Source organism: Acidovorax sp. CCYZU-2555 (genome assembly GCF_018413525.1).
GTDB lineage: Bacteria > Pseudomonadota > Gammaproteobacteria > Burkholderiales > Burkholderiaceae_C > Comamonas.
In genome coordinates this window covers 1-17270 of record NZ_JAHCDD010000101.1, presented here as the reverse complement: position 1 = coordinate 17270, position 17270 = coordinate 1, and the positions used below count along the sequence as shown (strand labels likewise).

At 63.6% G+C, this 17270-nt stretch carries 16 protein-coding genes and 1 pseudogene; 5 read left to right on the top strand and 12 right to left on the bottom strand.

Annotation, left to right across the window (positions count from 1 at the left end):
• Positions 1 to 260 (top strand): annotated as a pseudogene (gene tnpA, locus KHY18_RS24490) (IS200/IS605 family transposase); the annotation flags it as partial.
• A gap of 142 nt (positions 261 to 402) precedes the next feature.
• Here tnpA and KHY18_RS24485 read toward each other — a convergent pair.
• The 4 genes from KHY18_RS24485 to KHY18_RS24470 all read right to left on the bottom strand — a co-directional run bounded on the left by KHY18_RS24485 (position 403) and on the right by KHY18_RS24470 (position 3346).
• Positions 403 to 1107: an SDR family oxidoreductase gene (locus KHY18_RS24485; protein ID WP_213306260.1), complete on the bottom strand. Its 705-nt coding sequence runs from the start codon at positions 1105 to 1107 to the stop codon at positions 403 to 405.
• A gap of 83 nt (positions 1108 to 1190) precedes the next feature.
• A complete protein-coding gene (locus KHY18_RS24480; protein WP_213306258.1) occupies positions 1191 to 2192 on the bottom strand; it encodes an NADP-dependent oxidoreductase in 1002 nt (333 codons plus the stop codon).
• A 109-nt stretch (positions 2193 to 2301) separates the two neighbouring features.
• On the bottom strand, positions 2302 to 2907 hold the full coding sequence (locus KHY18_RS24475) for a TetR/AcrR family transcriptional regulator (protein WP_213306256.1): 606 nt from the start codon (positions 2905 to 2907) through the stop codon (positions 2302 to 2304).
• Positions 2908 to 2944: 37 nt separating this feature from the next.
• Positions 2945 to 3346, bottom strand: a complete 402-nt coding sequence (locus tag KHY18_RS24470; RefSeq protein ID WP_213306253.1) for a response regulator — start codon at positions 3344 to 3346, stop codon at positions 2945 to 2947.
• Between the two features lie 56 nt (positions 3347 to 3402).
• Here KHY18_RS24470 and KHY18_RS24465 point away from each other — a divergent pair, with 56 nt between their 5' ends.
• Together KHY18_RS24465 and KHY18_RS24455 are read left to right on the top strand one after the other, a co-directional pair.
• Complete coding sequence (locus KHY18_RS24465) at positions 3403 to 4500, top strand: sensor histidine kinase (protein WP_213306250.1); 1098 nt, start codon at positions 3403 to 3405, stop codon at positions 4498 to 4500.
• Positions 4501 to 4861: 361 nt separating this feature from the next.
• Entirely contained in the window at positions 4862 to 6439 is a 1578-nt protein-coding gene (locus KHY18_RS24455) for a sensor domain-containing diguanylate cyclase (protein ID WP_213306247.1), read from the top strand.
• 29 nt (positions 6440 to 6468) lie between these two features.
• On the opposite strand, the gene KHY18_RS24450 is transcribed toward KHY18_RS24455, so the two are convergent.
• Complete coding sequence (locus tag KHY18_RS24450; RefSeq protein WP_213306244.1) at positions 6469 to 6897, bottom strand: carboxymuconolactone decarboxylase family protein; 429 nt, start codon at positions 6895 to 6897, stop codon at positions 6469 to 6471.
• Positions 6898 to 6983: 86 nt separating this feature from the next.
• Here KHY18_RS24450 and KHY18_RS24445 point away from each other — a divergent pair, with 86 nt between their 5' ends.
• Complete coding sequence (locus KHY18_RS24445) at positions 6984 to 7883, top strand: LysR family transcriptional regulator (RefSeq protein ID WP_213306241.1); 900 nt, start codon at positions 6984 to 6986, stop codon at positions 7881 to 7883.
• Between the two features lie 56 nt (positions 7884 to 7939).
• Here KHY18_RS24445 and KHY18_RS24440 read toward each other — a convergent pair whose 3' ends face one another.
• The 6 genes from KHY18_RS24440 to KHY18_RS24415 form a co-directional block, all read right to left on the bottom strand.
• Complete coding sequence (locus KHY18_RS24440) at positions 7940 to 8806, bottom strand: class II aldolase/adducin family protein (RefSeq protein ID WP_213306238.1); 867 nt, start codon at positions 8804 to 8806, stop codon at positions 7940 to 7942.
• Positions 8807 to 9134: 328 nt separating this feature from the next.
• A complete protein-coding gene (locus KHY18_RS24435) occupies positions 9135 to 10049 on the bottom strand; it encodes a LysR family transcriptional regulator (protein WP_213306235.1) in 915 nt (304 codons plus the stop codon).
• Positions 10050 to 10125: 76 nt separating this feature from the next.
• Complete coding sequence (locus KHY18_RS24430) at positions 10126 to 11925, bottom strand: dipeptide ABC transporter ATP-binding protein (protein WP_213306232.1); 1800 nt, start codon at positions 11923 to 11925, stop codon at positions 10126 to 10128.
• On the bottom strand, positions 11904 to 12749 hold the full coding sequence (locus KHY18_RS24425) for an ABC transporter permease (protein ID WP_213306229.1): 846 nt from the start codon (positions 12747 to 12749) through the stop codon (positions 11904 to 11906). The genes KHY18_RS24430 and KHY18_RS24425 overlap by 22 nt, the downstream gene beginning before the upstream one ends.
• Complete coding sequence (locus KHY18_RS24420; protein WP_213306226.1) at positions 12746 to 13741, bottom strand: ABC transporter permease; 996 nt, start codon at positions 13739 to 13741, stop codon at positions 12746 to 12748. The genes KHY18_RS24425 and KHY18_RS24420 overlap by 4 nt, the downstream gene beginning before the upstream one ends.
• Before the next feature lie 60 nt (positions 13742 to 13801).
• A complete protein-coding gene (locus KHY18_RS24415; RefSeq protein ID WP_213306224.1) occupies positions 13802 to 15454 on the bottom strand; it encodes an ABC transporter substrate-binding protein in 1653 nt (550 codons plus the stop codon).
• Between KHY18_RS24415 and KHY18_RS24410 the strand changes: the two genes are divergently transcribed.
• Complete coding sequence (locus KHY18_RS24410; RefSeq protein WP_213306222.1) at positions 15453 to 15719, top strand: hypothetical protein; 267 nt, start codon at positions 15453 to 15455, stop codon at positions 15717 to 15719. The two genes, KHY18_RS24415 and KHY18_RS24410, sit on opposite strands and share 2 nt — an antisense overlap.
• A gap of 194 nt (positions 15720 to 15913) precedes the next feature.
• On the opposite strand, the gene KHY18_RS24405 is transcribed toward KHY18_RS24410, so the two are convergent.
• Positions 15914 to 17270 (bottom strand): gamma-glutamyltransferase family protein (locus tag KHY18_RS24405; RefSeq protein ID WP_213306220.1); only part of this gene is annotated, 1357 nt, incomplete at its 5' end.

Here is a 17270-nt window from a genome sequence, read left to right as displayed (position 1 = left end):
CAGTTAGTGGAGTTCAACGGCGAACACGATCATGTACATCTGCTGATCAACTACCCGCCCAAAGTGGCCCTGTCCCTTCTGGTTGCTTCGCTCAAAGGCGTGTCGTCGAGGCTGCTGCGCAAACAGTTTGGGGACTTTCACCCGTGGCTTAAACGCCGGGGCGTTCTGTGGTCGCCTTCCTAGTTTGCTTCAAGCTGCGGGGGGGGGCGCCGATTGACATCCTGCGCCAATACATCGAAGAGCAGCAAACTCCTCATTAGGACACCGACGGTGTCCGCGCTCTCAACCCCGGGCTAAACCCCGGGGCTTCCCGCGCACTTGGTGAGGTGGGTGGCGGCCAGGATCGTGCGCCTCGACCATCCACACTGTCTGCGTGGCGTTGCAGGGGCCGGGCGGCTGGACTCAAGCACGCTGGGGGAGATAGACCGGGCGCGCTGCCGCCAGGCCCGGCCGAATCTGCCGGGTAAGCGCGTCTGCCAGCACCTCGTCGGCGCCTGCTTCCAGCCCGTCGAGCGCCTGCTGCACGATCTCCTCAGCGCTGCTCTTGGGAACCTCAAAACCGCGCGTGAGGTCAGTGTCCACGTAGGCCATATGCAGGCCCACTACCTGGGTGCTCTGCCCTGCCAGTTCGTGACGCAGGGCATTGGTCAAGGACCAAGCCGCCGACTTGCTGGCCGAGTAGGCTGCCAGTTGGCCGTCATTGACCCACGACGCCACCGACAGCACATTGAGCAGTGCGCCGCCACCGTTGGACTTGAGCACCGGCGCAAAGGCTTGGCTCACGTTCAGCATGCCGAAGAAGTTGGTCTCGAAGATACGGCGCGCCACGGCGTCGCTGCCCTCCTGCAGGAAGCCGCCGGGCTGGGCAATGCCCGCGTTGTTGATCACCAGGGTGACGTCGCTGGCCTGCCGCGCGGCGGCCGCAATTTGCGCAGGCTGGGTCACGTCGAGCTGCAAGGCCTGCACGCCTGCCAAGGTGACCGTGGCGGGATCGCGTGCGCCGGCATAGACCTTTCGCGCGCCGCGTGCCAGCAGCTCGCGTGCGAAAGCCAGGCCGATGCCGCGGTTGGCACCTGTGATCAGCACGACGGCGTTTTGAATGTTCATGGAAGGCTCCAATAAAGTGGGGTAAGAATTTCACATGACGATCGTCATATGTACGAGCAAAAAAAAAGCGGCAGCTAAAAGGCTTAGCGCACCTTGATCACGACCTTGCCCTTAGCCCGGCCGCTTTCGACATAGGCCAAGGCCTCGTTGGTGGCCTCGAACGGGAAAACCTTGTCGATCACCGGGCGGATGGCGCCGGACTCAATCAGCGCAGTGATCTGACGCAACTGACTTCCGTTCGCCTTCATGAACAGAAAGGAGTAGTCCACGCGCAGTTGCCGGGCTCGTCGGCGGGCAGCAAAGCTGAGGACGCGCATGACCTGCTTCACCAACCATGGCGCTTGGATGTCTTGTGCAAACTGCGGATCGGGTGGCCCCGAAATGGAAATGAGGCGGCCGCCGGGTTGGAGCACGCCCAGGGATTTGGACAGTGTCTTGCCGTCCTGGCTGTTGAGCACCACGTCGTAGTCGCTCAGGCGCTCTTCGAACGCCTCCTTCCTGTAGTCGACGACCACATCCGCGCCCAGGCTCTTGACCAGGGCAGCATTGCCTGCGCTGGTGGTGGTGGCGACCGTCGCGCCCAGGTACTTGGCCAGTTGAATGGCAAAAGTGCCGACGCCACCAGAGCCAGCCTGAATGAAGACCTTCTGTCCTTTTTTGAGCTTGGCCTTGTCGAGCAACGCCTGCCAGGCCGTCAGGCCCACCAACGGGATGGACGCGGCTTCTTCCATGGTGATATTGCCGGGCTTGAGTGCGACCGAAACTTCCTTGACGGCAATCCGCTCGGCGAAGGTACCGATGCGGAAATCATCGGCCCTGGCGTAGACCGCTTCACCCACCTTGAATTGGCGCACGCGCGGCCCGACACGCACCACCTCACCAGCCACGTCGTGTCCCAGCACAAACGGGGTGCGGTACGGCAGGATGAGCTTGAATTCGCCGTTGCGCAGCTTGGCGTCCAGCAGGTTCACAGCCGCGGCGTGTACCTCGATCAGCACCTCGTCCTCGCGCAGCTCCGGCTCCGGCACCTCGGCGGCGCGCAGTGTTTCTTTCTTGCCGTATCGGTCCAGGACGAAGGCTTTCATGGCATTTCCTTTTTCAACAGAGTGCAAGAGACGGACCCCAAGGGCCGATACGGAAGAAACATTGGCATGATGGTCATCATATGTATAAGCAAAAAAAACCGGTCCTGGGTCAGGCACCGGCAGGGTCCAGGCGCTTCAGTGCGGCCTTGCAGAACGCATCCGACAAGGCCGGGTCATCCACCGCACGGGCCAGCATCAAGGTGCCCACCATGGTGGCCACGGTCACCAGTGCGCGCTCGTGGGCGCCGGGCTGACCCCAGTCGGGCGACTGGCGGGCCACCAGATCGATCATCTCCTTGATGCGGCGCGTAGCGGCCCGGCGCACTTCGGGCGACTGGCGCGGCATTTCGGAACCCAGGGCCGACACCGGGCAACCGGTTTCAATGGCCGCCAAGTGCTCCTTGGAGAGATAGGTCTGCATCAGCGCCTGCAAAGCCTGTTCGGGGGCGGCCGCGGCAATGACACGGGCCGCGAAGGCATTGGACTCGGCGCCCGCGCGATCCGCCGCCTCGGCCAGCATGGCTTCGCGCGACTCGAAGTGGGCGTAGAACGCTCCGTGCGTGAGGCCCGCCTCCTTCATGATGTCGGCGACTCCCGTCCCGTCATAGCCGCTGCGCCGGATGGCGCGCGCGGCCGCCTGCACAATGCGCTCGTGCGAGGCCTCTTTGGCGGCGGTACGGATGTTGGCTTGCGTTTTTCGCATGACGATCATCATACTCAAGACCGATCAGGCGTGCAATGACAGCGTTGCCCTAGGGAACTCTGGAAGGATTGTCGTCAATCACAGCAAGTCGCCTTCCAACCATGCGCACCAAGGCTGGCACATCGATAGGCTTGCTGATGAACTGGTCAAAAATACCGTGATCTCTGACAAGATTGAGCAGCACGGTGTTCGCTGAAACCGCTATCAATAGTGGTGTTTCGTCAGCGTACATTTCTCGCAAAGCACGGGCTAAGGCTTCGCCTCCGCCTTCAGGCATTTCCATGTCCAGCAGTGCCACATCGGGACGTTGCCGAGAAACGATGTCAAGCGCTTCTGGGCTTGCGTAGCTGACAACCACGGCTGACGCGGGAAATCGCATTTCTACAACAAGCCCGAGAGCATCTGCGGAATCCGGGTCGTCATCCACAATCAAGATCATCGGTTTGGTCATAAATTCGCTGGTGTCGCTAGATGCATGTATAAAAGTGCTGAGAAAGATCAATCAACATGCGACTCGCGACATTTTTAGAATCTGCTCAGGTGCAAATCCTGGAGGAAGCGGTGGCATTTGCGCGAACCATCCCTGCCCTGGAACACACAAGTGAAAAGGCCTTGCGTGATCATCTACCGCAGGTGCTAGAAGCCATTTCAACTGACCTCAGAACCTCCCAAAGTAGGACTGAGGCTATTGCCAAGTCGCATGGGGACGCTCCGGATACGTCGTCCCAGACGCCGGCCGAAACGCACGGCTTGATGCGAGCCCAAGACGGTATCGACATAGAGCAACTGGTCGCCGAGTTCAGGGCATTGCGCTCCAGCATTCTTCGACTATGGACGGAGGCTCATCCGGCACAGTCAAATGCCATCGAGGACATCATTCGTTTCAACGAGGCGATTGACCAAGCAGTGGCCGAGTCGGTGAAGTTTTACGCGCAGGCGCGTGAGCGGTGGCGCGAGATCTTCCTCGGTGTCCTTGGGCACGATCTGCGCGGCCCGCTCAACACCATATCGCTTACGGTGGCTGTTTTGCGCCAGCAAGGGATCGCGCCCGTACAGCAGACCGCGATGCTCACGCGAGGCGTTACTCGGATGAAGTCACTCCTGGACACGCTGCTTGAGTACAGCAGGTCAACGCTTGGCGTAGGCATGGCCTTGCAATTGGCGCCAGCCGATCTCGCGATCGCCTGTGCCGATGAGCTTGAACTCCAACGCGCTGCACATCCAGATGCGAAGATCGATTTCGTCACCCAGGGTCCGACAGAAGGCGCATTCGATGCCTCTTGGGTGCGAGAAGCGCTTGGCAATCTGGTATCCAATGCGATCAAACATGGGGATGCCGGCGAGCCAATCACAGTCCATCTGGAGGGCGACGATGTTGGCGTGCGGATGTGCGTGGAGAATGCCGGCGAGTTGCCACCCGGAGAAATCGAAAAGCTGTTTGAGCCTCTTCGTCAAGGAACAAGTGGCTCCGCGCAATCAGACCGCACGCACCTTGGGCTAGGCCTTTTCATCGTGCGGCAGGTCGCAAGAGCACATGGGGGCGACGTCACCGGCAGTTGCAGCAATCGACGCGTTCGCTTCACCATGGAGTTGCCCAAGCATTGAGGCCGCTGCCAGGCCATTGGCTGGCGCAAGCAACCACGCAAACCAGGGCCATTGCGCTGATGGCTGGCGCGCGCCCTGCAGTAGACATTCCCAGATTCTCGAGGTTTTTCGTCCAGCAACCTAAAATGCAAGCGGTTTTTTGCCCAGTATTGCGCGCACGCCCGATTTGGTCAGCAGCCTGCTGACCCATTGCCTTGGCTCCATATTGTCACCTTGCCGACGCAGTTGGATCGCATGCAGGATCGCGCAGCACACTGGACATGATGTGAAGATCAGTCTGTGAGATGAAAGCCAATTCATCTTCCAGGCCTCGAGCCGCAACCCATCGCTGGGCTTGCATACCAATGATGCAGGAGCTTCGGTGAGCCTCAATGTGAAGAATGCCCCTGGCTCCCAGGTGCTCAAGCGGCGCGATAGAGTGAACGGCACACATGTCGTCATGGCATTCATCGCATTCACATTGGTGACGCTGATTGGCAGCAATGCCTGGCTGGCATGGCGAGGGTACGAGAAAGAACTGGGGCTGGCAAAGGAGTCATCCCTCAATCTGGCGCACGCGGTCTCGCAGCAGTTCGACAGCGTCTTTTCCGACGTGGACCGAACCCTGGAGAACATCGGGTTTCGGATCGAGCAGGGCAACATGTCGCGCCAGGCCATCAAAGCCTTGCAGCCCGAACTGGTCAACAGCCTCAGTCGCAGCGACCACCTGCATTCGATCTTCGTTTTTGACCGTGATGGTCTATCCCTCGTCGATACGCAGCCGCGCCGATCGTCCTCGACCAGAAATGCGGACCGGCCCTATTTCCTGGCCCACATGACAAACCCAAGCACCAGGATGCGCATCAGCGCCCCATTGCTGAGCCGTACCACAGGCACCTGGGTGATCCCCGTGACACGGCGGCTCAATGACGGCAACGGAAACTTCATTGGCGTCATTCTTGCGAGCATCCGCGTGGACTATGTGCGAGATGTGCTCGATGGCTATGCCATTGGTGAACATGGCGCGGCAGGCCTGTCTCTCGCGGATGGAACCATTCTGGTACGTCGTCCGTTCGACGTTGCCGATCTGGGACGCAACATAGCAAATCCACACATCACCGCCGGGCTCAAGAGCTTTCGCTCCGGCACCGCCCGTATGGTGTCGCCGGTCGACGGCGTCATGCGCGTCTTGGGCTTCGAGTTCACGCAGAATCATCCTGTGGTCGTGGCGGTAGCGCGTGCCGAGAGTGAGATTCTTCGAAGCTGGTGGCGTTCACTTTTCATTCAGTCCATCATGGTGCTGGTGCTGTCGGTTTTCATCGCCATTTTTGGCCGGTTTGTGGTTCACATCATCCGCTTGCGCAGTCAGGAGCGGCTGGAGATCGAACGCGCGCATCAGCAGGTCAGCGAAGCCAACCTGCGGCTGCAGCACCTGGCCGCACACGACGGAATGACTGACCTTTTGAATCGCCGAGCGTTTGACGCACGGGCGGCCGCCCTCGTGAGCCACAGTGCCCGGCACCAGCGCAGCCTGTCCATGCTGATGCTCGATGTCGATCACTTCAAAGCGTACAACGACCATTTCGGGCATCAGCCCGGGGACGAGTGCCTTCGGTTGGTGGCCAATGCATTGAAAAGCGCGGCCCGACGTCCTGCCGATGTGCTCGCGCGCTATGGCGGCGAGGAGTTCATCATGATGCTGCCGGAGACCGATGCCGCGGGAGCACGCACCATCGCGGAGAATGCGATACAGGCGGTGCGGGCCTTGCGCATCGACCATCCACGCAGTCCGTTGGGAATCGTCACCATCAGCGCCGGTGGCACGACCACGCAGTTTGCGCCTCCGATGGCGTTGACTCTCACAGAACTGATCGAACAGGCCGACGCAGCGCTTTACGAAGCAAAGACGGGCGCAAGAGACGGTTACAGGGAGCATGGGGCACGGCCCCAGGACCGGTAACTTGCGACGGCTTCATTGAATGCTGTGCCTCAACGCACAGCGTCAGTGGCCGCCGCAGGCGATCCGCCAGAGCGAATGGCCAGGTCGGCCTCTTGAGAAAAGACCTCCTTGGCTGCGAACAGCCCGTTGAGCGCTGCGGGAAAGCCGGCATAAACGGCCATCTGCATGATGACTTCCACGATCTCCTGGCGGGTGCAGCCCACATTATGGGCACCGTGGATGTGTACCTTGAGTTGTGGCGCGGCGTTTCCCATGGCGGTGAGTGCCGCCACCACGGCCAGTTCGCGCGTCTTGAGGTCCAGACCCGGCCTCGAATAGATGTCGCCGAACGGAAACTCGATGAGCAAGCGCGCAAAATCAGGCGCGATATCTTGCAGGCTTTCAATGACGCTCTCTCCCGCCCGGCCATCAATTTCCTTGAGCTTTGCCCAACCTCGTAAATACCTGTCGTCATTCATATATCCGCCTTCGCATGAGTTAGTCAGGTGACTTTATGAGTGGCTGGGCGGCTCATCCAATACCTTTTCTGTGATACCTTTTCCGTATGGATAGAAACATCGACTTGCGACAGTTCCGATATTTCATAGCCCTCAGCGATGCGCTCAACTTCGGGCGGGCGGCGCAGCTGCTGCACATTTCCCAACCTCCGTTGAGCCGGCAGATTCGTCAGCTGGAAGAGCAGCTTGGCGTCGAGCTGTTTGTACGCACCAAGGTCGGCGTCACGCTGACAAAGGCCGGGGCGGCATTCCTGCCCGAGGCCAGGCGGACACTGGCGCAGGCAGGCAAGGCCGTGGCGGCCGCGCAGGCCGCACGACCTGTCGAGAGCGGCCTGTTCGTGCTCGGCTACACGACGGTGTTCGACCGAAGCGCCATTCCCGATGTGTTCGAGCCACTGCAAAAAAGCTTTCCCAACTGGCGTATCGTCACCAAGGGAAAGCATTCGATCAGCCTCGTGCGAGACATCAAGAATGGCAGCATGGACGTGGCCTTCATCGGCTTGCACACCGAGGCCAAGGGCCTGAAGGTGGAGACGCTGCTCGAAGAGCCGCTCATCGTTGCCCTGCCCGCAAACCATGCGCTGGCCCGCAAGCGCTCGATAGGCTTCGATGAGCTGAGCGAAGAGTCGGTGTTCCGGTTCGAACGTCGGCTCAATCCGGGCTTCTACGACCACTGCCAGGCATTCTTCGAAGAGATCAACTTCAAGCCGCGCACGATTCCTGAACCCGACGACCACCATATCCTGCTCGGCCTCATCGCCGAAGGACAGGGCATAGGCTTGATCTCCGCCTCCCTGCAGAACGTCAAGCGCCAGGGCGTTGTCTTTCGACCGCTCAAGCAGCAAGCCCGCAAGCTGACCAGCGGCATTGCCATGGCGTACTCGCAAAGCAATCCATCCGCAGTTCTGGCGCGGTTTCTTGCCCTTGCGAGGTCAGCGCGTCGCTGAAAGATGCTCTGCGCCTGTCGCGCGGCGTGAGCACCATTTCGAGGGTGGGATGCCAATCAGTCGAGCACGTCCGGCTCGGCGGCGATCAGGCCCTGGTACAGCGCATCGAACGCGTACACGGCCCCGCCGGCGCGCCCCACCTGCGAATGGGTCAGCTCGGCGGTTTCGGCGTCTATGGGCACGGGCGTGCCCGCGGCCTCGGCCAGCAGTTGGACCCGGCAGGCGTTGTCCAGCGCGATGTACCACCAGGCCGCGGCCTCGACCGAGGGGCCGGCCGTCAGAATGCCGTGGTTCTTCAGGATGACGGCCTTGCGCTGGCCCAAGGCCTTGGCGATGCGAAAGCCTTCGTCGGTCTCCAGCACCACGCCACGGAAGTCGTCGAACAGCGCATGATCCTGGTAGAACGCGCAGCTGTCCTGCGTCAGCGGGTCCAGCGGGCGGCCCAGCGTCGACCAGGCCTTGCCATAGGTGGAATGCGTATGCGCTGCGGCCACCACGTCAGGGCGGGCTTCATGCAGCGCCGCGTGAATGGCAAAGGCGGCGCGGTTGAGGGGCGCGTCGCCCACGACGATCTCGCCTTCGCTGCTCACCAGCAGCAGGTCGCAGACGCGGATGCGCGAGAAGTGCAGCCCCAGCGGGTTGACCCAGAAATGGTCGTGGAACTCCGGGTCGCGCGCGGTGATGTGGCCGGCCAGGCCCTGGTCGAAGCCGTAGCGCGCAAAGAGCCGGAACGAAGCCGCCAGCCGCTGCTTGCGGTGCAGCCGCTCGGCTTCTATGCTGCGCTCGGGCTGGGGTTCGAACCAATCGCGGCGCTGCGGCGCGCGGCTGCGCAGCTTCTCGATGCTCGGAGGAAAGACCGGCTGGGGACGTTGCGCCAACGCTGGCGATTCGGCAGCGGCCACGCTTTGAAGGACGGCAGACATGTTCAGCCCCCCTTTCGTGCGCCGGCATGGACCGGATCAACCATCTGGCCTTGCGGCAGATGGGCTGGCGATACTTTCGGGCTCTGGATTGTTCCGATGAATTCGACGGACATGGCACTCCTGGGTTCGACATGGGGAATCTGCAGGGCTGCCGATGCGAATCAGCAAGCCCTATTCAAGACATAAAGTTATCAACAAAATATGTAAATCCGAAATAATAAAAAGGAGCATCGATATCTGCGATCGATCGTTGGTCGGCACGCGCATTTGGCGACTCGCCGGGCATAAGCCCCGCTTCCTGGCACCGCGCGTTCGTCGGCAAACTGAATCAGGCCGCGGCGGCCGCCTTGGCTGGGCCTTGCAGCAGACGCAGCAGGCTGTCGGCAAACGCATCGACGGGCGCCTGCAACCGGGCCGGGATCTTGCCGTGTACCAGCCACAGATCGACGGCCGGCTTGAAGTCCGATACGGGAATGATGTCCAGACGGTCGCCAAAGCCGCTGCGCTCGAAAAGCGGCTCGGGCATCAGCCCCAGCCCCAGGCCGTTGACCACGCTTTCCATCTGCAGGTCGCGCGAGTAGGTGTCCAGGCGCACGCGCAGCAGCAGGCCTTTTTCGGCCAGGGCGCGTTGCAGACCGGCGCGAAACCCGCAGCCGTCGGGATTGAGCACCCAGCCCGCTTCGCTGCAGTCGGCCAGGCGGTAGCTACGCTTGGTCCATTGCCCTTTGCGGCCCAGCACCACCAGGCGCGTCGCTTGCAGCACGCGCCCTTCGACATGGCGCGCCAGCACCTTGCCCCGGCCCTGGAACACGGCGGCCGCATCCAGTTCGCCCAGCCCTATGCGCTCGGCCAACTGCGCGCTCCAGCCGGTGGATACCTGGGGCTCAAGCTCCGGCCATCGCCCACGCAACTCGGCCAGCAGGGGCAACAGCGTGAGTTCGCCCAGACCCTGTGTCAGCCCCAGACGCAAGCCCCCCGTCGGCGGCAAATCGGAGGCGGCCAGGTCGCGCACCGTCTCGACCGCCTGCAGCACGCTGCGGCACGGGTCGTAGAGGCGCTGGCCCAGCGTCGTGGGGCGAAGCGGCTTGGTCTGCCGGTCGAAGAGCGCGATGCCCAGCTCGCTTTCGAAGCCCTGGATGCGGCGCGTGAGGATAGGTTGCGTCAGGCCCAGTTCCTGTGCGGCGCGGCTCAGCGACTCGCTGCGGATGACCGCAACGAATGCTTCGATGTCTTCTACTTTCATGCAGGAAACGAATATAAGAGATGATTAAACATTGCCTGTTCATCATATCCCCGGGGCAAGCCCCTGGGACCTTCCCTTAGGCCACCGCGTCCGACACGGCCGGGACTTGGGGCGATTTTGCAATCCCCAGCCCGGACGGGATCGATTCCAGCAACGCGACCGTATAGGGCTGCTGCGGCCGGTCGAAGATCTCGGCGACGCTGCCGTGTTCCACCACGCGGCCATGGCGCATGACCGACACCGTGTGTGCCAGCTGACGCACCAGCGCCAGGTCGTGGGAGACAAACACATAGGTCAGCCCCAGCCGCGCCTGCAGCGACAGCAGCACCTCAACGATGTCGGCCTGCACGCTCACATCCAGGGCAGACGTGGGCTCGTCGAGCACGATCACATCGGGCCGCAGAACCAGGGCGCGGGCGATGGCCACGCGCTGGCGCTGGCCGCCCGACAGCGCGGTCGGCTTGCGCTGCAGCAGTTGCGCCCCCAGCCCCACATGCGCCAAAGCCTCGCGCACGCGTTCGGCGCGCTCGCGCGCCGTGCCTATGCCGAAGCGCTCCAGCGGTTCGGCAATGAGGTGTTCGACCTTCCAGGTCGGATCCAGCGAAGTGAACGGGTTCTGGTAGACGAGCTGCAGCTGCCGGCGCAGCCCGCGCAGCGCTTCGAAGGAGCGCCCGGCGATGGCCTCGCCCGCGACGACGATGCTGCCGCTGTCAGGCTGTTCCAGGCCCAGCAGCAGGCGGATGGTGGTGGTCTTGCCCGAGCCTGACTCGCCGACCAGCGCATGGGTCGTGCCTGGCGCGACCGAGAACGACAGGTTGTCTACGGCCCTGTGTGCGCGGCCGTCGACAGTGAAAGTCTTGCTGACCCCGCGAAAATCGATCTTGGGCGCGTCGCTGGAGGGCTGGTTCAGCCGCTGCAGTCCGTGCGCGCGCAGCGCGTCGTAACGGTCAGGGTTGAGCGCAGGCACGTCGGCATGCAGCTTTCTCGCGTAAGTGGATGCGGGCGCGGAGAACACGGCAGCGGTCCTGCCCGCTTCCTGCACGGCCCCGTCTTTGAGCACCACCAGGGTGTCGGCGCGCTCGGCCGCGATCGCCAGGTCGTGGGTGATGAGCAGCAGGCTGATGTTGCGCTCCTGCTGCAGCTTGGAGAGGAGATCGAGTATGCGCTTCTGGATGGTCACATCGAGCGCGGAGGTGGGTTCATCGGCGACGAGCAGCAGGGGCTGGGGCAGCACGGCCAGGCCGATCAGCACGCGCTGCAGCATGCCGCCCGACAGTTGGTGCGGGTAGGCGTCGTAGATGCGCTGCGGCTGGTCGAGGCCGACCTGGGCGAATACATCCAGGATCAGCGCCTTGCGCAGCGCGGCGCTGCGCTCACCGAGCAGCGCAGCCGCCTCCTGCGCCTGGGCGCCTATGGTGCGCACCGGGTTGAGCGCGTGCGCGGGATCCTGGGGCACGAAGCCGATGGCGCGTCCGCGCAGCGGGCGAAACCGGCGGTCGGACCAGCCCAGCACATCTTCGCCCTCGAACGCAATGCGCCCGGTCGCCAGGCCCGCCTGCGGCAGCAGCCGGAGCACGGCACGCGCGATGGTCGATTTGCCCGAACCCGACTCGCCGATCAGCGCCATGCTCTGGCCGCGCCCGAGCTCGAAGCCGACATCGGTGACGACTTGCTGCGATCCGTAAGACACCGACAGGCCCTCGACGCGCAGCAGCGGCGCCGCGGCAGAGCGCGCGCGGCTCTCGGCCACAGCCGCCGCCGAGGGTCTGCCAGGGCGGCGAAGCAGCCAGCGCGGCTCGAAGCGGCGGAAGGCGGTGAGCGGGCCATCGGGCGCGGTCCACGCGTCTGCGGGATTCAATGTGTATTGCGAAGCCATCTGCTGATCCTGTTCATGGAGAGGACGGTGATGATGGTGACGAAGGCCGGCGCATAGACCAGCCACGGCCACTTGAGGTAGTCCTTGCCGATGGCGATCAGCAGGCCCCAGTCGGAGGCCGGCGGCGGATCGCCATAGCCCAGGAACGCCAGGCTGGCGATCACCAGGATAGACAGCCCGAACTGCAGCACCGCCAGGGAGACCACCGAGCGCGACGCATTCGGCAGCACGTGGTGCAGCAGGATGTACCAGCGCGAGCCGCCCTGCAGGTAGGCGGCTTCGATGAAGGTGGCCTGGCGGGTCTTGATGACCTCGGCGCGCATCACCCGGGCGAACACGGCCACGGCCGAGACACCGGTGGCGATCGCGGCGTTGGTGGTGTCGAAGCCCAGCGCGGTGACCACGATGACGGCCAGCAACAGATTGGGGATGGCCAGCAGCACATCGACCAGCCGCGCCAGCACGATGTCGGTCCAGCCCTGAAGAAAGCCGGCCAGCAGGCCGATGAGTCCGCCCACGAACACCCCGATGGCCACGGCGATCAGCGCGCTCGCCACCGAGGACGCCGTGCCATAGACGATGCGGGTGTACAGATCGCGTCCCAGATGGTCCGTGCCCAGCCAATGCGCGGCGCTCGGGCCCAGCAGCTTGTTGGCGGGCACGCCGCTCGCCGGGTCGAAGCTGGTGAACAGGCCGGGAACGAGCGACCAGGCGATGATCACGCCGATCGCCAGGAACGACAGCAGCACGCTAAAGGGTACTCGCGGCAGCCGCGTCGCGCGCCGGGCGACCGGCGTTGGGGATGGCGAGAGGACGGCGCTCATGCGGCCACCCCCGCGGTGCTGTCACCCGTTGCCGCCGCGGTTCGGCCCTCACCCAGGAGTTTGACCCGCGGATCGAGCAGCGGATAGATCAGGTCGGCGAGCAGGTTGACGGCCACGAAGACCACGGCCGCCAGCGAGACCACGGCTTGCAGCACAGGCAGGTCCTGGGTACTGACCGAGCGTTGAACCAGACTGCCCACGCCGGTGCGGCCGAACACCGTCTCGGTGATGAGCGAGCCGCCCAGCAATTCACCGACGGTCAGCGCGATCACGGTCACCACCGGCAGCGCGGCCGGCTTGAGCAGGTGGCTCACGAACAGGCGCGTCTGGCCCAGGCCGCGGCCACGCGCGACCGTGGCGTACTCCTGCCGGGCTTCGTTGTCGAGGTTGGCGATCAGCACTTCGGCGATTTGCGCCGACACCGGAATGCCCAAGGCCACGGCGGCGAAGAGCGTCGCCCAGAGGCTGTCGGGGTCGATCACGTTGAACAGGCCGAGCTGGAAGCCGAAGGCATGGATGAGCACCAGCCCGATCACGAAATTGGGCACCGACAGGAACAAGGAGGGCGCGCCGCGCAGCAGGCCTTGGCCGAAGCGCCGCGGCAGGAACTGTGTGCCGTAGGCAATGCCGAACGCCAGCACCAGCGCCACGGCGAGCGCCGTCGACGCCAGTATCAGTGTCGAAGGCAACACTTCGGCGATCAGCGTGGCCACGGGCCGGCTCGAGCGCATGGACTGGCCCAGGTCGCCGGTCACGAAGTTCGACAGCGAGGTCCATAGCTGCTCGGGAATCGGCTTGTCCAGCCCTTGGGCGGCGATGATCTCCTGGATCTCCGCCTCGCTGAATCCGCTGTCGGGGCTGCGCAGGAGATTGGTCACCGGGTCGCCCGGCAATATGCTGACCACGACGAAGGTGAAGACGTAGGTCAGCAGAATGACCACCAGGGCTTGGGTCACGCGCTTGGCGCTATACCCCAGGTAGGCGTTGTTCATGGAGAGGCCTTCTTGAACGATGGACGGTCCGGCCCGGCCATGGCGGCCGGGCGGCACTTCTTATTTCGCCTTGGTGGCCGTGTAGTAGCTCGCGTAAGCCACGCCGTTGTATTTCTCGCCCTTGATCTTGGGCGACTGCACGTAGATGCGTTGCACGATCTGGGTGCGGGGAATGAAGTAGCCCTGCTCGAGCACGTGCTTTTGCAGCTCGTCGAGCAGCGGGCGGCGGATTTCGATGGTCGCGGCGCTGGCGATCTTGTCGCGCAGTTCGTTGAGCTTCTTGTCGCGGTCGCCGAGCGCGAACCAGTTCTCGCCATTGTTGGCATCCGTGAGGATGCTCGCCACGGTGCCCGCGTCGATGAAGCTGCGCGTGACCTCGTAAGCCGGCACGCCCGCGCCGCCGATGCGCACCTTCTCGCCATAGGTCGGCACGTCATAGGCGCGGATGGTGACGCGCCAGCCAATCTTGCCGAGCTGCTGGGCGATCAGCTCGTCGATGGCCTTGGAGGTGGCAAGGTAGGGGTTGGAATTGAGCGTCAGGGTCAGCGGCTTGCCGTCCTTGCTGCGCTGGCCCTTGCTGTCTTTCACCCAGCCGGCCTCGTCGAGCAGCTTTTCCGCGCGGCGCGGGTCGTAGGCGAGCAGCTTGCTGTGGTCGGCGGCGCCGGGCACGTTGCTTTGGATGAACGATGTCGCCAGCTTCCAATCGGGGGTATAGACCGTGTCGAGGATCTCCTGGCGGTTGAGACCGGACTGCAGTGCCTGGCGCACGCGCACGTCGTCGAAGGGGGGCAGCTTGGTGTTGACGGCCAGGCCGTTGACGAAGCCCAGGTAGCGCGGCGTGGCGACGCCAAAGCCTTCCTGCTTGAGCGACTTCAACTCCTGCGGCGAGGCGTTGTACGCGATGTCGGCCTGTCCCGACTGCACGGCCGACACGCGCAGCGATGGCTCGGACACCAGCCTGTAAGTGATCGAGTCGAGGTGGGCCGGCCCGGTGTGGCCGACCGCCGCCGGTCCCCAGTTGTAGTCCTTGCGCTTGACCAGCTTGACGAAGCCGCCCTCCTTCCAGGATTCGACAACGAAGGGGCCGCTGCCCGCGCTCTTGGCCAGATCGGCCTGTTGCGCGGCGGGCAGCGCCAGCGCCTTGGGAGAAATCAGGATGGAGCCGTGATAGCCCAGGGTGGGGATGAAACCCAGCGTGGGCGCCTTGAAGAAGACCCGGACCGTGGTGGCATTGACCGCCTCGGCACGCTCATAGGTCTTAGGAAACAGGCCGATAGGATTGATGCCGTCGCTCTTGCGCCCGGCATGCCAGATGTCCAGATTGGCGACCACCGCGGCCGCATCGACGGGCGTGCCGTCGGAGAAGGTCACGCCCTTCTTCAGATGCAGCGTGAACTGCGTGGCGTTGGCGTTTTGCTCCCAGCGTTCGGCAAGCCAGGGGCTGCTCTTGCCGTCTTCATCGACATAGACCAGCTTGTCCGTGACATGGCCCCAGATGTGTCCCTGAAAGCTGGAGATCGCGCTGTTGTTCGGTATCCAGGTGTTGCCCAGCGAATCGATCAGGAAGGTGACATCGCCACCGCTGCGTGGCGCGTCGGCGGCCTGCGCGCCGCCAAGGCCGCACAGCCCCAGAACGAGGGCCGACGAGAGCGAGGAAAGCGTTGCCACCCAGCGGCGGCGCGAGGGCGAATGAAGCGATGTAGATGAAGTCATGGGCAATATCGGAGAAGTGATCAATCCTCATTGCAACAGCTTTCATCATGTTCGTTTGCGCATAATTTGCAGATTGTTATGTGATTTTTACATTTTCACCAAAGCCTGCAGATGCGTTGATTTATTGCGGACGGACGCGCAGATATGGCGGCTTCAACCACGCCTGAAATATCGCCTCGACGCGGATGGACAGCTGACCATGCCGGGCCTCAACGGCGATTTCTTCTTCAATACCCTGGGCCGCAAGGCGAGCAAACGCAGTTGATCGCTGGGCGGCACGCGACGTGCAGGGCAGCCCGCATCATGGCCGCATCAATCCAGGCCAAGGCAAGCGCGGTGGGAATGGCGGCATTTTCAAGGCGCAAGACGCAGGGCAGCAGCCTGCGCTGCAACCCCGAAACGCCGGCCGCGATCTGCTCGCTGCCGGCGTTCATGCTTGTGGCCTGGACCAGGGCCCTGTCAGGGCTGGAAAGTGTCTCCCAGCACCACGCCTTCGCGGCGGGGGTCGGCGCCACCTTGCAGCACGCTCTGGCCGTTGCGCTGCACGCGCATGATGGTGCTGATACCGCTGGACTGCGCACCCGTGGAGACCGTATGGCCCAGAGCACGCAAGCCGGTGATCAGCGGGTCATCCGCGCCGTTGTTGGCCGTGTTGATCGCCGGATGCTCACCGCCCAGCGACGTGGTGGCACTGTTGCTGGCGCCGAAATCCACCAGCGACGTGGCCTGCTGTGCGTCCAGGCCCCAGTCCAGCGCGCCGACAACGGTCTTGACGACATATTGGATGATGGTGCCGCCGCCCGGAGAACCCGTGCCCATCACAAAGTCACCGATGCTGCCATCGGCTGCCTTGTGGAACACCAGGGTCGGCGCCATGGAGCTGCGCGGGCGCTTGCCGGCTTCCACGCGGTTGGCCACGAGAGCGCCGGTGCTGTCCGTCGGTGTCGCCGAGAAGTCGGTCAGCTGGTTGTTCAGCAGGAAGCCCTGGGTCATGTGGAACGAGCCCATGCCGGCTTCCACGGTGGTGGTCATCACCACGGAATTGCCCTGCTTGTCGACGATGGTGAAGTGCGTGGTGCCGCGCTCGTTGAGCGCGGTCACGCCCGCTGCCGGTGTGCCGAAGTCGCCCGCGGCTGCCGTCCCCATGCTCTTGGTGGTGCTGATCAAAGCCGCGCGATTGCGCAGATAGGTCTTGCTCAGCATCATGGCAGGGGAGCCACCGGGCAGCGACACGAAGTCGGTGTCGGCAACGTATTTGTCGCGGTCGGCATAAGCCAGGCGCTCGGCTTCGCTGACCAGATGCACGCCCATCACCGTGGGCTTGCCGCCTTCGATGTCGATCGCCGTGGGCTTGTGGCTGGCCAGGTCGAAGTTCTCCAGAATGCCCAGCGCCGAGGCGACGGCAATGCCGCCCGACGACGGTGGCGACATGCCGCAGACCCAATACGCTCGGTAGGTGGTGCAGACCGGGTCGCGGCGCTTGGCCTGGTAGTTGGCGAGATCGCTCAGCTCGGTCAGGCCGGGCGTGATGGCGACGGCGGGCGTGCCGCCGCTCGAAGCCTTGATCTTGTTGACGATGCCCTGTGCCACCGGCCCGGTATAGAACGCGTCGGCGCCGCCCGCGGCGATGATCCTGAGCGTGGTGGCGTAGGCCGGATTCTTGATGGTCGTGCCCAGAGCCTTGGGGCTGCCGTCGGCATTGAAGAAGTAGGCAACGGCTTCGGGATCGCGCGACAGGCCGACGATGGCACCGGAAATCGCGCTGGCCATGCGGCCGCTGATCGGGAAGCCGTCGGAGGCCAGTTGCTCCGCGGAG